Genomic DNA, 13,539 nt, shown 5'->3' with positions numbered 1-13,539 from the left:
GACCATGCATTGCCGCACATTCTGCCAAGCGCCTGCGATTATGCTCGGCCAATAGGGCAGATTGACAGGAACCAACGACATGGATCGCTTCCGGCCGAAATACGTGACTTTTGATTGCCACGGCACGCTCATCAATTTCCAAATGGCGGAAGCCGCCAAGGATCTGTTCGGTCATCTTCTTGATGGGCCGCGCATGGATGAATTCATCAGAAACTTCCAGGGCTACCGCCTCGATGAGGTGCTGCAGGACTGGAAGCCTTATGCAGATGTCGTTCACAACGCACTGGAACGCACCTGCCGCCGCAACAGCGTCGCGTTCGGTGCCGAAGACGCCGAAACGATCTACAACCGCATCCCCACCTGGGGGCCGCATCCGGACGTCCCCGAGGGATTGGCCAAACTGGCCAAGGAAATTCCGTTGGTCACCCTGACGAACTCCATGGTGGCCCAGATTCCGTCGAACGTGGCAAAGCTCGGTGCGCCCTTTCATGCCGTCTTGACCGCTGAAGAGGCGGGTGCCTACAAGCCGCACTTCAAGGCGTTCGAATACATGTTCGACATGCTGGGTTGCGGCCCCGAGGATATCACGCATGTGTCCTCGTCTTTCCGCCACGACCTGATGTCCGCCTATGATCTGGGAATCAAGAGCAAGGTCTGGTCAATCGCGGCCACGAGCCGGCCAATCCCTTTTACGAATACACCGAAATCCGCGATGTGACGCAGCTACCGGGTGTCTTCGGACTCTGAGGATGGGCCGGGTCTTGCCGGGCACGGGGCAGTTTTTTGCGAGGGCGGCCAGCGGCGCCGTCCCCGAGAAATAGACCTGCGGGGCGCCATCGCTGGAGCGCTCCATCTGTCGAAGCATGAAGAACAACGGTTCCCCAACAGGCGAGGATCTTTCGAATTGGGCGCTTATGGTGATCTGGTCCCCGATGAAGAAGCTGGTCAGCTCGATGGCTCTATGGCGGCAGGACGCGATCATCTGCCTTTCGCGGCAGCTTCAACCGAAGCCTATTTTCGGGCTGCCGCCGCAAGCCTGGCGATGCGGCCGGGCGCTTCCGAACCGGACATGTCGGCGGCACTGCTGAAGCGCCACTACGGATTGACGGGATCGGTCGCGACATTGTCCTCCGAGGTTGAGCGCACCGTTGAGGTCAACCTGTCGGACGGCCGCCGGTTGATCCTGAAGACGTCGGCAACAGCGGAGGCGGTCGACAGCTTTCGTTTTCAAACCGCCGCCATGGCCGGATTGCAAGGGTTCACGGGCTTCGTTGCACCCGAAGTGCTCCGCACGACCAGCGGCGCGTTGATGTTTGAGCAAGAGGGGACATGCGGGTACTTGCAGACCCGGATCGAGGGCATTCCGCTGCACCAGGCGACGCCAACCCCCGACCTGCTTTTTCGAACCGGCAGTGCTCTCGCCCGGCTGGACCGAGCTCTTGAGCTGGTCAGTGTGCCCGCGGCTCACCGTCCCGTTCTTTGGCATGTCGGTTGCTGGTCGAGGTTGATGGAACTGGAGCATTACCTGCCATCCGGGAGCATTGCCGAGAGCGCACGCGTCGCGATGGCGGAGTATGCGGAGTTCGTTGAGCCGCAACTCTCTGATGTGGCGTGGCAGGTAACGCATAATGATCCCAGCCCATTCAACATGATGGTGACCGGCCAGGGAATGGGTTTCATCGATTTCGGCGATGGCTGCTGGAGCCCCAGGATCCAGGACCTGGCGATCGCAGCAAGTCACGTCGTAAGGGATCCGGCACTTCCTTTGGGTGGAGCCGAGCATCTTATTGCCGGCTACGCCTCGGTCATTGCACTTTCGGCACTGGAAGCAAAACTGCTCGTCGGACTGATGCGGGCGCGACAAAGCGCATTGATCCTGGTCAACTACTGGCGGTCCCACCTTTTTCCGGCCGATGCCCAGTACATCAAAAAGAATGTCGCGCGTGCCGAGCACGGACTTTCCATCCTGGCGCCTCTTGGTGTCGCATCGGGCGAGATGGCCGTCCTGGCGGCAATATCGTCGTTTCAGCCCTAACGCATTTCGGTTTGCTCGACCGGCACGCTAACCCAAAGACGAACCGCGAAATGATCAAGGTAACTCTTTCAGATAGGCAGCAGCACATGTCCACAAATCTCATGCCTAATCGCTACAGGCCCGGCGAATCCGACCTTCCGAGGCGCGAGTCCGACCTAATTGCTCGCCGTGACGAAGTACTTGGGGCCTCCTATCGGCTCCAGTACCGCCGGCCCGTGCACTTCGTCCGCGGCGAAGGCATGTGGCTCTACGACCCCGACGGGCGTGCCTATCTTGATTTCTACAATAACGTGCCGTCGCTCGGCCATTGCCACCCCGAAGTAAACGCCGCAATGGCTGAGCAGGCGGGCCGGATAAGCGCCAACACGCGCTATCTCGAGCCAAAACTTATCGACTATGCCGAGCGACTGGTCGACACTTTCCCAATCGAGCTCGACCGGGTGGTTTTTACGTGCACGGGAAGTGAGTCCAACGATCTGGCCCTGCGTATCGCGCGATTTGCGAGCGGCAATGAAGGCGTGATCGTCTCGAGCTACGCCTATCACGGCACCAGCGCGGCTGTCGCCGCCGTTTCCCCGAACCTGGGCGACGCCGTCAAGCTCAGCCCATTCGTGCGCATGGTCTCCCTACCGGGGCCGGCGGGTGTGCCGGAATCACAAGCTGCGGACTTTTTCGAGGCGCAAGTACGCGCGGCCATTGTAGATCTGAACCGTCGTGGCATCGGCGTTGCGGCCCTGCTCATCGACAGTATTTTTTCCAGCGATGGCGTATGGGTCGATCCTCCTGGCTTCATTGCAAGGGGAGTTGCGGCGGTGCGAGAGGCAGGTGGTCTCGTCATCGCCGACGAAGTTCAGCCCGGTTTTGGGCGAACCGGCGCTCATATGTGGGGCTTTGAACGGCACGGGATCGTTCCCGATCTTGTTACCCTCGGCAAGCCGATGGGCAACGGATTTCCAATTGGCGCGGTCGTTGGTCGCAAAGCACCGATGGAGCAATTTGGCGCCACCGCTCGCTACTCGAACACGTTCGCAGGAAATACGGTTGGCATAGCGACCGCGGACGCCGTGCTGGCGATCCTGCAGCGCGACCAGATCCCCCAGAAAGCGCTTGCCATGAGCCAGCGCCTCCGAGCCGGGCTGGAGAAAATCGCGCAGCAGCCATATGGAGTTCGCGCCATCCGAAACGCCGGTCTGTTCTTTGGCGTCGACATCGGGCCTGAAGGCGCCGCGGCGGCAAGCCGGCGGGCAATGGCGCTGGATGTGGTGAACGCAATGCGCGACGACGGCGTCCTTGTCAGCACGACAGGGGCCAACGAGGATTCGCTTAAAGTGCGCCCGCCGCTCGTTTGCCAGGCCGAGCATGTCGACCTCTTCCTTGCAGCCATGGAGCGGGCGCTCATCAAGGTCGCGGGCTAAACCGCATAGCTGCGACCGGGTGGCCAGGCCCTGGTTCCCAGGTCCTGGTTCAATGCGTGCCGAGATTGGCGGTGTCGGTCGGCCCATTTGGGGCCTGTCGGCGGGATCAGGCCAGCATATCCTTCAACCGATAATAGGTGCCCACCATTGGCAGGAACCACGGCTTGCCGGTATGCAGCGGGACGGCATTCCAGTCCATGCCGCCGATTGGATTGGTATCCGTGCGGCCCATTGCAAGGTCCGCCAAGACATTTCCGATCAGCGTCGAGAGCTGCGCGCCATGTCCTGAATAGCCCATGCCGTAGATCAGGCCATCGGCGGTGCCGGCGCGCGGATAGCGGTCTTGCGTGCAGCCGACGAGACCGCCCCAGCAATAGTCGATTTCGACATCGGCCAGTTGCGGGAACACATCAAGCATCTGCTTGCGCAAAAGCTCGCCTGAACGCGCGTCTGTCTTCTGGTTCGATGCAGCCGAGAACTTCGCACGCCCGCCGAACAGTCGGTTGTCCGGGGTGAGCCGGAAGTAATTGGCGATGTTGAGCGAGTTCGTGTAGTTCCGATTGCCGGGCAGAGTTGCCGCGACCTCCTCGGCGGTAAGCGGGCGCGTCACGACGATGAAAGATGCAATCGGCATCATCCGTCGCCGATAGTAGTCAAAATTCTCTGACGTATAGGCGTCGGTCGCAAGGATGACCTGGCGGGCAGCGAGCGAGCCGGTCGGCGAAGTGATCCGCCAGCCATCTGACACCCGGATGCAGGACTGGACAGGATTGTGCTCCCAGATCGCCGCACCATGGCGAGCGGCGGCTTCCGCCATGCCATTGGCATACCGGCCCATATGCATCATCGCCGACTTGGGTGACAGCACCGCGCCGTGAAAGGCCTCCGAACCCAGTTCCTTGCGGACATCGCCACGTGAGAGCCACTCCACCGAGGGGTCCACTTCGCGGCGAAGCTCCTCGCACATGGCCTGCAGCTGCTTGACATGCGATGGCTTGGACGCAAGCTTGAGCTTGCCTCCTCTGCGGAAGCTGCAGTCGATGCGCTCTTCCGCAATAATGGCTTCGATCATGTCAATCGAGTCATCGTAGGAGCGCCAGAACCGACGAGCCTTCGCCTCTCCAAAGTGGGCCTTGGCCGCACCAAAACTGGCGAAGTGACCACTGTTGAGGTGCCCGCCATTGCGCCCCGATGCACCGTATCCGACATGCTCGGCCTCGATGAGCGCGACCTTCACGCCAGACTTGGCCAGTTTGCGCGCGGCATTGAGACCGGTGAAGCCCGCCCCGATTACGGCGACTTCGAAATCCCCAGCGAGGGGTTCGCGGGTCGCCCCAGCAAAGGCTTTCGACGTATCATGCCAATAGGAGGTAAACTTCATTTTGAACACCTCTCGCGCTCGTCTCGCGCTCCGGGGGGCGCCGACAGGACGAAGTGTAGCTCCGCCCCCGCGCCGGGAGGAGCGGCCCTTGCCATGGGCCTGCAACAATCAGTCGTCCTGCGCGGCGGAAACCGCAGGAAATGCGGCAGCGCTGACTCCGCAGGACGCCTCGGCGATTGCTAAATCCCCTTGATAGCGGGCCGCGCTGGGTGGTCAGCTTTCGGATGACCTGGCCTTCATCGCTTTCGTGCACATTCAGGTGACCAATCCGGGCTCAAGCGCCGCTTCAATCAGATCGTCAGGCAACACAAGGATGTCTTTCTGCCACACGTTGGCTTATCTCCATTTGTTCAGCCAGGTCGCTTCTGACACGTCTTCGCAGTGTCGATATGACAGGGCCAGCCACTCGCACTTGAGGTCAAGCCTGGCATTTCCAACGGGCCCCGATCGTGCCAGGAATGCGCATTCATCGTCATGGCGACTGCAGATCGGCCGCAGCTGAAACACCAGCCTCCGCAAGCGTCAGCGGGATGCTTTAGAAGTCATCTGCTTCCTTTCGTAGATCCTTGGGCAACAGGGGTCTGCCGGACATTGCCTCGTGGTTGAGCGAGGGTTTTGTGTTGTCGAGAGAGGGCCGGGAAACACGACCGAAGACCGATGGCAGGATAAAAGGGAGCACATTGCGCTGCGGTCGGGCGTCTGTTTTTCAATGGGTTACGGGTGATTTCGCAATGTGTGGATGTTTACTGCACCTTGCCAGAATCTCGATTTCTCAGCTATTTCCGCCGCTTAGTGCAATGTGCAAAGGGCTCTGCCGGCGCTTTGAGGAGGGTGAGGCCGGGAAGGGATGCGTGGTAAGATATGGCCCTGAGATAGCCTCTCGTCGACAGATAGCGACCTGTTGGATAGTCAACGTCAGAACCTCGTCGACCTGCCCTGCGGCGACTCGCGATCGCGCTCGGCACGGCTGCGGCGCAGTCTTCACCGGCTGCCCCGAGAGCCGACGTCGCCAGCGTCGGCCGTAGGATATCCTAGCTGGCAACTGCCAGACTGGCATTGGAAAGCGCCTCAAATATCGGTTGAATGATGCTCGTTGTGCGTTTGGTCGGGCGACAGCGAAGCCGGTAGGCCCAGATTGAATTGGAAAAATAATATTCCTTTTCCGACTCAAATCGGTGGGAAGTCGCAGAAGAGGTTCCGCGGTACGTGTAATTTGCTATATAAAGGCTGGAGGGGGACAGCCATGCACATCGAGTTTGTTGAGATTTCAAATTTCCGGAAGTTGATTTCAACACGAATTGGTCTATCGAAGAAAACAACAGTCTTTGTAGGAGCCAATAACAGCGGGAAAATTTCGGCCATTACGGCGCTTCGGTACTTTCTCGTTCAGCGAGAAACATTCAACGACTTCACTCTGAGCCATTGGCCCGCCATCAATACGATGGGCTTGGCTTGGGAGCAGCACAGAGGAACCGATGCCTGACCCGGATTGGGGCGCGGTGCTGCCATCAGTGGATATCTGGCTCGATGTCCCCGAGACTGAGCTGCACTACGTGCAACCACTCCTGCCCACGCTCGAATGGGTCGCTGGCCGTTTGGGCGTTCGCGTTCGTTATGAGCCGAGCGATGCCAAGCAGCTGCAGATGGATTACGTGTCTGCTCGCGGGGAAGTGCTATCGCTCCAAAAGGCGGGAGCGGCACTTGCCGGGGAAGAGGGGGCGGGCGCGCCCGCTTTCGAGGTCAAGCTGTGGCCTGAAAACCTGGTCGATTTTCTCCAGCGGCGGCTTACAAGCTATTTCACCCATAGATATTACGTGCTGGACCCGGAGGCCATCGCAGATCCGGTGCATGGGGTAGCCCAGCCTCAGCAGCTAGACGGCAATGAGCCAATCGAAGGAGATCCCTTCAAGGGGCTCATTCGAATCGACGAGATCAGCGCCCAGAGGGGCTTCGGATACGGTGACGACGGTTTTGAGGATGACAAGGCTGCTACGGCTTCCGGTTCTCGGAAGCTGTCCACCCAGCTGCGCCAGTACTACGCCCACCATCTTGATCCATATGAAAAACCGGATGCGAAAGACCTGCACGCATTAAGGGCGATCGAGCAGGCCCAACAGGCTTTTGACAGTCGCCTGACAGACGGCTTTGAAAGCCCGCTCAAGGAAATGCATACGCTAGGATATCCGGGTGTAACTGATCCAAGGTTGAATATCTCCACACGATTGCGACCGGTGGAGGGGCTTAATCATGAGGCCGCAGTGCGTTTCGAGATCGCGGTCCATGATGGAGAGAAACACGTTAATCTCCATCTGCCGGAAGAATCTAACGGTCTCGGATATCAAAATCTCATATCGATGGTTTTTCGCTTAATGGCATTTCGCGACAGCTGGATGAAAGTCGGCAAGGCGAAGGCAAAGGCGGGGGAACCCGAGGTGCACCTCCATACGCAGGTCCAGCAGGTCTTCATCCGCCAGGCGTACAAGATTCTCCGCAATCACGACGAGCTCGGAGCCAAAGAACCCTTCCGCACCCAGATGGTGGTAAGTACACATTCAAGCCACATCGCGCACGAATGCGAGTTCGACTCGCTCCAGTATTTCCGGCGTCTACCGGGCAATGCAACGAGTATTCCGACCTCATGCGTCCTGAACCTCAACGATGCGTTCGGCGGCGATCCAGAGACAAAGCGTTTCGTCACCCGCTACCTTAAGGTGACGCACTGCGATCTCCTCTTTGCCGATGCGGCCATTTTCATCGAGGGGCCAGCCGAACGTATTCTCGTCCCTCATTTTGTGAACGAGCATGCTGAATTCGCCAAGTTGTCTGAGAGCTACATCACTTGGCTAGAAATCGGTGGAAGCCACGCCCACCGCATGAAGGCACTGGTCGAGCGAATTGGCCTGACAACCCTTATCATCACCGATCTCGACTCTTGCGATGCTGACGGAAAGGTCGCAGTACCGGTTAGGGGCCAGAACTATACCTCCCGCAATCAGACCCTTCGAACCTGGTGTCCGGCTGCCACTCTCCTCGATGAGCTTTTGGACAAGCCTGACGCGGACAAGATTCTGACCTACACCGATGAGCGCTTCGCGATTTGCGTGGCTTACCAAAGTCCGGTGCAAGTTACTTTCAAAGGCACAGCGGCAGAGGCGCTGGCCTACACGCTTGAAGATTCGATCGTCTATGCGAACTTGCCCCTCTTCGCTGGCCTCGATGGCACAGGTCTCATTGCAAAATTCCGCACAGCCATCACCGACAGCGCAGATAGTGCTGCATTGGCGGTAGCCCTGAAAGAGCATCTGAAGGAAGGGAACAAGGCGGAGTTCGCATTAGACCTGCTTGAGATTGAAAACCCAATCGCACTCGCTCCACCACCTTACATCCGTGTTGGGCTTCTATGGCTGGCCGAACAGCTCGAACACAAGCAGCTTGAACTCGGCATCGTGAAAGTGATCGAAAATCCCCTTCCAGCAGTAGTAAGTGAACTTGCCGGAGTGGCGGCATGACAGAGTTGGTACAATCCAACTCCAACATGAGCATGGACGATCATGTTGATGGGACGATTGCCGATGCCCTTCGGCTGGACGATCCCAAGAGCTTTTTCCTGTTTGCCGGGGCTGGTTCCGGCAAAACCCGGACGCTGGTGAAAGCGCTCCAACACATTCGCGAAAAGTTTCGCGAAAAGCTTCGCCTGCGTGGCCGCCAGGTCGCGGTCATCACATACACGAACGCTGCCTGTGACGAGATCATCCGGCGAACCGAATATGACCCTCTTTTGGTTGTCCGGACCATCCACAGTTTTGCCTGGCAGCAGATCCAAGGCCTTAACACCGATATACGAACATGGCTGCGCGACGCGCTCCAGCGCCAAATCCTTGAACTTCAGGAAGAGGAGGTCAAAGGCCAGCCTGGCACAAAGGCGTCTATATCCCGCCTCGCGCAGATTGAGTCCAAAGCACATCGCCTGGATCGTTTGGATCAGATCAAAACATTTACCTACAACCCCAACGGCGACAATCGGGAACGAAATGCGCTGAACCACAGCGAAGTGATCAAGATTTTCTCGTCATTCCTCCATACCAAACCACTTATGCAACGGCTTCTGGTCGAAAAATTCCCTTTCCTTTTCATCGACGAAAGCCAAGACACTCACGGCGCCCTCGTGGATGCATTACTCAGCGTTCAGCAGGCACATAAAGAGCGTTTCAGCCTTGGTTTGATCGGCGACACAATGCAGCGCATCTACGCTGACGCAAAAGACCGTATCGAGGATGAAATCCCCGCGGGCTGGGCAGTCCCCGCAAAAAAACTCAATCATCGCAGTCCAAAACGTGTCGTTCGTTTGATCAACCAGATCCGCTCGTCAGCGGACGTGCATACCCAAGAGCCCCGTGACGACGCGATCGAGGGGTGGGCCTCTTCGTATTCCCCACAGGCACCGACGATAAACCTGCGCTGGAGCAGAAGTCCGGGAATACATGGCGGAGATCACCAGCGATCCGCTTTGGAAAAGCATTGGTGATTGCAAAATCTTGACGCTCGAACACCACATGGCAGACCGGCGAGCCATCCTGCGGCCAAGTGCTGGAGAGCATAGCCGAGACGAAACTCTTTGACATACCCGAAAGGCTCAAAGCAGTGCTCGCGGTACGAATGACCTCAACGGAGAATGTGAAGGCGGAAGACGAGAAGGCCGACCCACCCAGCGAGGATACGGCGGCGCTGCTCGAGTTCCTTGAGTGTCCATTTTCAATGATCGAACCGTACGCTGCCTATGTTGCGCATGAAGCATCTTACGACACGCATCAAGGCGTGAAAGGGCTCGAGTTCGATCGGGTCCTGGTCCTGATGGACGACAGCGAAGCGCGTGGCTTCATGTTTGGCTATGACAAGCTACTCGGTGCCAAGGCCCCGACTCAGAGCGACTTAAAGAGCCAGCAAGAAGGTAAAGACAACTCCATTGAACGAACGAGACGCCTTTTTTATGTGACCTGCAGCCGCGCAAGAACCAGCCTCGCACTGGTAGCGTACACGGAGAATCCCGCTGCAGTGCAGGCGCATGTGATAGCTAACGGATGGTTTGATGCGCATGAGGTGTTACTTGCGCTTCCGAACTGACTCTCGTCCCGTACAATTTACAGGTAGTGCAAAGATTCCGCTGTTGAATGACTGGAAGCAAAGCATTCCGCGTCAATCCGACGGCGATGCCTTCAGCGTGATCTATACAGGCGCCGTTCGAGCCATAGAGAGGGGCAATGGCCGATGGCACATTGAGCCCTTGTTCGACGGCACGACGGCATGTGCAAAGGGATTCATGCCGAGGGAAGGCATAGAGGCTTTTCTATCCCGGGCGGGATTAAGGCCAATTGCCTTCCACCGGATTGGCTGGCATCGGGGAGTCTACAATTCAAGTTGGTCCCCCGTTGTCCCCGGCCAGACGAATCATCTCCAAGGACCTGCGGATGATTGGAGCCAGATTGCCGGAAACCTGTCGAAGGACAGGACTGGCAGTGCGCTCGAGCAGATGATTGCCCCCACCGACGAGAAGATTAGCAGCCTCCTCGACAACCGGGACGAGGCAGAGCGTCTTGCTCAATCGATCAGTCTGAGCCTCCGAAGCATGGATATCAGCATCGAGAACATTTCCGAATTCTATAACGAACAGCTCGTCAACCTGATGGCTGCCGGAATGCTTGATGGCAGACGGTCTGCAACCACGTCTGATCAGATGCTGTACGCATACGTGCATTCGTTCTTCATGCATCTGGGCGCTGCGCGCGATTATCTCGGGGCTCTGATAGCTGTGCGACTCGGCCGGGATCCAAGCAAGACTGACTCAATGGCTAGGCTGGTGGATGGCATCAGGGCGGAGAACGTTGGTGCAGATGCCCTGCTAGGGCTGCTAAAGTCGGAAGGGTACATACAGCCCAAACCGACGAGCGAAAATAAGTTTGAAATCTGCGGCTGGCTCATGGACGTCACCCAGTTGCGCAATGAATTCATGCATCGGCGTCCCTATGGCGATAAGTTCGTAGAACGATGGGGACATGCCAAGCCAATAGACGTTCGGGATGGTCTCTTCAGGTACGTCCGTCCAATGTTGCTGTCCGATGGCAGGGAGAGGGATGTGCTCGATCTGATCGCCCATCACTACGGACGTGTGTGCCATCTTTTTAAAGGCTGTGCCGACAGATCGGGGTACAACGCAGCCGTTCTTACGTTGACGGACAAGGATATCGTGTCGGTGACATTTCCTGAAAGATGACGGGTGACCTGGTGACCCCTCGTGCGACGCAATCGTAAATGACGGCTACCCGCAAACTGTAGAAACCGTCCGTGACGTAGGCTCGTTCATGCCGGATGTTGGGGCAGAGTCCGATGTTCTTTACGCTCCCACGTCTCGATAAGGAACAGGGCGATGGAGCTGCCGGCGTTGATAGCGAAATGGGCGATGCGCGGGTCAATGGGCTTGAAGCCCTTCTCGCGGCCGTGAGCGTCGCCGGCGTGGGTGCGCAATGCTCCGATGCCACAGAGGTCAGGCCGCCCAGAATCTGTCCTAATGTCAGCCTCGACTTCGGCCGGCAGGTCAGACGGCCTGGCGAAAGCCCGAGCGGCTCCTGAACCGCGCGGATCAATCCGTCGACGTCTCTTTTCGGGGGAAGCGGGAGCCCGAGTTCGATAAGAATGGACCGGCACACGGCCTCAACCAGGGAACAGGCTGCGGTGACCGCATCCTCCGGGTCGTCTTTGGCATTCGGCAACGCGCCGGCAATCTCGGCCTGCACGGTGTCGAAGTTGAAGACGGTGATCTTGATGATAAAGGGCTGGATGATCATGCCCGAGGCACCACGAACGGTCAGATGCGCTTTTCCGCCCACGACCGTTACAGCCAGCCCGTCAGGCTCAAGGGCACGGTTCAGGTGCTCTCGAACGGCCGCCGCCTTGTCGGTCCGGCACCTTGAGCGGCCCACTCGCGACCAAAACGAATGAGCCGTTCGCGATCGAGAGCCGCGATGTTGCACTTCCCTAGATGTCTTTGGAGCATATCGAGGGCTGCGGCCTTGGAGCGGCGAGGGGACTTGCCTACATCGCACATGTCGTCGATATGAAGGTCGATGAGTTCGCGGAAAGTTTTCAGGCGCGCTATACGGGACTTAATCGGCGTCTCACCGCGATCGACTTGACGCCCGGTTTCAGTTGCCCAGCGCCGTGCGTCGTCTCGGCGCAGGAAGGTCTCGCTGATGGACTTGGACACGCCAGGAACCGGACGAGAGCTTTGTGTAGGTGGCCATTTTTTCGTGTGCGCTCCGTGTGCACTGAGAGATCGAAACGTGGCGAAAAGGGTCGTATTCTGGCGTAAATTCGTGTGCACTCGGCAGGTTCTAACGATTTGATGTTGAAGAAAAAATGCTGAAAAATCAAGGTCATAGAGTGGCCGTGGCGCCCATGATGGACTGGACGGACCGGCATTGCCGGTTCCTGCATCGCCAGTTGACGCGCCGGGCCTTGCTCTACACCGAGATGGTCGTCGCCGACGCGGTCATCCACGGCGAGCGCGAGCGCTTGCTCGGCTTCGATGATACGGAACATCCGGTCGCGTTGCAGCTCGGCGGCTCCGATCCGCAGAAGCTTGCCGAGGCGGCCCGCATCGGCGAAGCCTTCGGCTATGACGAGATCAACCTCAATGTCGGCTGCCCGTCCGACCGCGTCCAGTCGGGTACGTTCGGCGCCTGCCTGATGAAAGCACCGGACTTGGTCACCGATTGCGTCGCGCCGATGAAGGCGTCTGTCAGCATTCCGGTTACCGTCAAATGCCGCATCGGCGTCGACGAGCAGGATCCTGAGCCGGCGCTCGATACGCTGGCGGACGGGGTTTTCGCGGCCGGCGCCGACGCGCTGTGGGTGCATGCCCGCAAGGCGTGGCTGGAAGGGCTGAGCCCGAAGGAAAACCGCGACATCCCGCCGCTCGACTACAACAGGGTGTATCGGCTGAAGGCCAAAAATCCAAACAAATTCATCGGCATCAACGGCGGCATTCAATCCCTTGAAGAGGCGCTTGACCACATTGATCATGTCGACGGCGCCATGCTCGGCCGCGCCGCCTATCATACGCCGGGCATTCTGGCAGGCGTCGACGCGGCGTTTTACGACGACACACCCAAAACGTTCGATTTTGCCGCGCTGATCGATGCGATGGCGGATTATGCTGCACGCCATATCGAGCGGGGCGGGCGGCTTGGCCATGTCACTCGTCACATGGTTGGCCTGTTCCACGGCCTGCCTGGTGCGCGCCGCTACCGGCAAATCCTTTCGACCGATGCGACAAGGCCCGGCGCCGGACCCGATGTGCTGAAGGCGGCCTTTGCCGCAGTCGATTTTAGCGGGACGGACGCCGAAGCAGCCTGAATGTCCAATCGCACAAGATCATGTGGAGGGCATCGCGTTGACGGTACGCCAAACAACGCTAAGCGAGAACAAATGATGATTCTGTTGGGCGTTCGTTTCGAAAGGCTGCCCAGGGTCGCTTGCAATCAACAGTAGCGGCCACCCGAACGGGCAAGTAGCGCCAGAAACGGACATTAGCGAAGCGATTCCAGGGCAGCTTTGGAAGAGCGGACATTCGACATCCTCATATCAATTCATCAGCTTCGGCTCCGAGAATACCATGTGCGATCTAAAATTTGCGTGCGCGGGTGATAGAGGCG

At 58.3% G+C, this 13,539-nt stretch carries 11 protein-coding genes and 1 pseudogene; 9 read left to right on the top strand and 3 right to left on the bottom strand.

Translation table 11 applies throughout. The features are described from left to right. Window positions 1-79 precede the first annotated feature (79 nt). The 3 genes and pseudogenes from M727_RS35880 (at window position 80) to M727_RS0105220 (ending at window position 3,450) form a co-directional block, all read left to right on the top strand. Window positions 80-747: pseudogene (locus M727_RS35880) on the top strand (haloacid dehalogenase type II). 157 nt (window positions 748-904) lie between these two features. Then, window positions 905-2,035: a phosphotransferase gene (locus M727_RS0105225; protein ID WP_051505526.1), complete on the top strand. Its 1,131-nt coding sequence runs from the start codon at window positions 905-907 to the stop codon at window positions 2,033-2,035. An 86-nt stretch (window positions 2,036-2,121) separates the two neighbouring features. Next, the gene (locus M727_RS0105220; RefSeq protein WP_027151778.1) at window positions 2,122-3,450 is read left to right on the top strand and encodes an aspartate aminotransferase family protein; all 1,329 of its coding nucleotides are present in this window, start codon (window positions 2,122-2,124) and stop codon (window positions 3,448-3,450) included. 106 nt (window positions 3,451-3,556) lie between these two features. Here M727_RS0105220 and M727_RS0105215 read toward each other — a convergent pair whose 3' ends face one another. Beyond that, window positions 3,557-4,831, bottom strand: coding sequence for an FAD-binding oxidoreductase (locus tag M727_RS0105215; protein ID WP_027151777.1), 1,275 nt, complete (start codon window positions 4,829-4,831; stop codon window positions 3,557-3,559). A 1,243-nt stretch (window positions 4,832-6,074) separates the two neighbouring features. Between M727_RS0105215 and M727_RS42930 the strand changes: the two genes are divergently transcribed. From M727_RS42930 to M727_RS0105200, 5 genes are all read left to right on the top strand, one after another. After that, the gene (locus M727_RS42930; RefSeq protein ID WP_245268455.1) at window positions 6,075-6,314 is read left to right on the top strand and encodes an AAA family ATPase; all 240 of its coding nucleotides are present in this window, start codon (window positions 6,075-6,077) and stop codon (window positions 6,312-6,314) included. After that, the gene (locus M727_RS35875) at window positions 6,307-8,340 is read left to right on the top strand and encodes an AAA family ATPase (RefSeq protein ID WP_245268453.1); all 2,034 of its coding nucleotides are present in this window, start codon (window positions 6,307-6,309) and stop codon (window positions 8,338-8,340) included. The genes M727_RS42930 and M727_RS35875 overlap by 8 nt, the downstream gene beginning before the upstream one ends. Continuing rightward, a complete protein-coding gene (locus tag M727_RS42925; RefSeq protein ID WP_051505525.1) occupies window positions 8,337-9,356 on the top strand; it encodes a UvrD-helicase domain-containing protein in 1,020 nt (339 codons plus the stop codon). The genes M727_RS35875 and M727_RS42925 overlap by 4 nt, the downstream gene beginning before the upstream one ends. A 131-nt stretch (window positions 9,357-9,487) precedes the next feature. Further along, a complete protein-coding gene (locus tag M727_RS42920; protein ID WP_245268450.1) occupies window positions 9,488-9,952 on the top strand; it encodes a hypothetical protein in 465 nt (154 codons plus the stop codon). Between the two features lie 43 nt (window positions 9,953-9,995). Then, entirely contained in the window at window positions 9,996-11,099 is a 1,104-nt protein-coding gene (locus M727_RS0105200) for a hypothetical protein (protein WP_027151776.1), read from the top strand. 86 nt (window positions 11,100-11,185) lie between these two features. Here the strand turns inward: M727_RS0105200 and M727_RS43750 are convergent, their stop codons facing one another. Together M727_RS43750 and M727_RS39690 are read right to left on the bottom strand one after the other, a co-directional pair. After that, entirely contained in the window at window positions 11,186-11,530 is a 345-nt protein-coding gene (locus M727_RS43750) for an abortive infection family protein (protein WP_280944139.1), read from the bottom strand. A 220-nt stretch (window positions 11,531-11,750) separates the two neighbouring features. Then, on the bottom strand, window positions 11,751-12,089 hold the full coding sequence (locus tag M727_RS39690; protein ID WP_027151775.1) for a hypothetical protein: 339 nt from the start codon (window positions 12,087-12,089) through the stop codon (window positions 11,751-11,753). A 152-nt stretch (window positions 12,090-12,241) separates the two neighbouring features. Here M727_RS39690 and dusA point away from each other — a divergent pair, with 152 nt between their 5' ends. Then, complete coding sequence (gene dusA, locus M727_RS0105185; RefSeq protein WP_027151774.1) at window positions 12,242-13,240, top strand: tRNA dihydrouridine(20/20a) synthase DusA; 999 nt, start codon at window positions 12,242-12,244, stop codon at window positions 13,238-13,240. The last annotated feature ends 299 nt before the right edge of the window (window positions 13,241-13,539 follow it).

The organism is Mesorhizobium sp. WSM2561 (genome assembly GCF_000513915.1).
GTDB classification, from domain to species: domain Bacteria; phylum Pseudomonadota; class Alphaproteobacteria; order Rhizobiales; family Rhizobiaceae; genus Mesorhizobium; species Mesorhizobium muleiense.
This window is presented reverse-complemented; position numbering and strand designations above follow the sequence as displayed.

Bases quoted from the DNA above. Each gene is read 5' to 3' on its own strand.
- M727_RS42920 (WP_245268450.1), top strand. From the start codon at position 9,488: ATGACCTCAACGGAGAATGTGAAGGCGGAAGACGAGAAGGCCGACCCA.
- M727_RS35875 (WP_245268453.1), top strand. From the start codon at position 6,307: ATGCCTGACCCGGATTGGGGCGCGGTGCTGCCATCAGTGGATATCTGG.
- dusA (WP_027151774.1), top strand. From the start codon at position 12,242: ATGCTGAAAAATCAAGGTCATAGAGTGGCCGTGGCGCCCATGATGGAC.
- M727_RS0105215 (WP_027151777.1), bottom strand. From the start codon at position 4,831: ATGAAGTTTACCTCCTATTGGCATGATACGTCGAAAGCCTTTGCTGGG.
- M727_RS42930 (WP_245268455.1), top strand. From the start codon at position 6,075: ATGCACATCGAGTTTGTTGAGATTTCAAATTTCCGGAAGTTGATTTCA.
- M727_RS42925 (WP_051505525.1), top strand. From the start codon at position 8,337: ATGACAGAGTTGGTACAATCCAACTCCAACATGAGCATGGACGATCAT.
- M727_RS0105220 (WP_027151778.1), top strand. From the start codon at position 2,122: ATGTCCACAAATCTCATGCCTAATCGCTACAGGCCCGGCGAATCCGAC.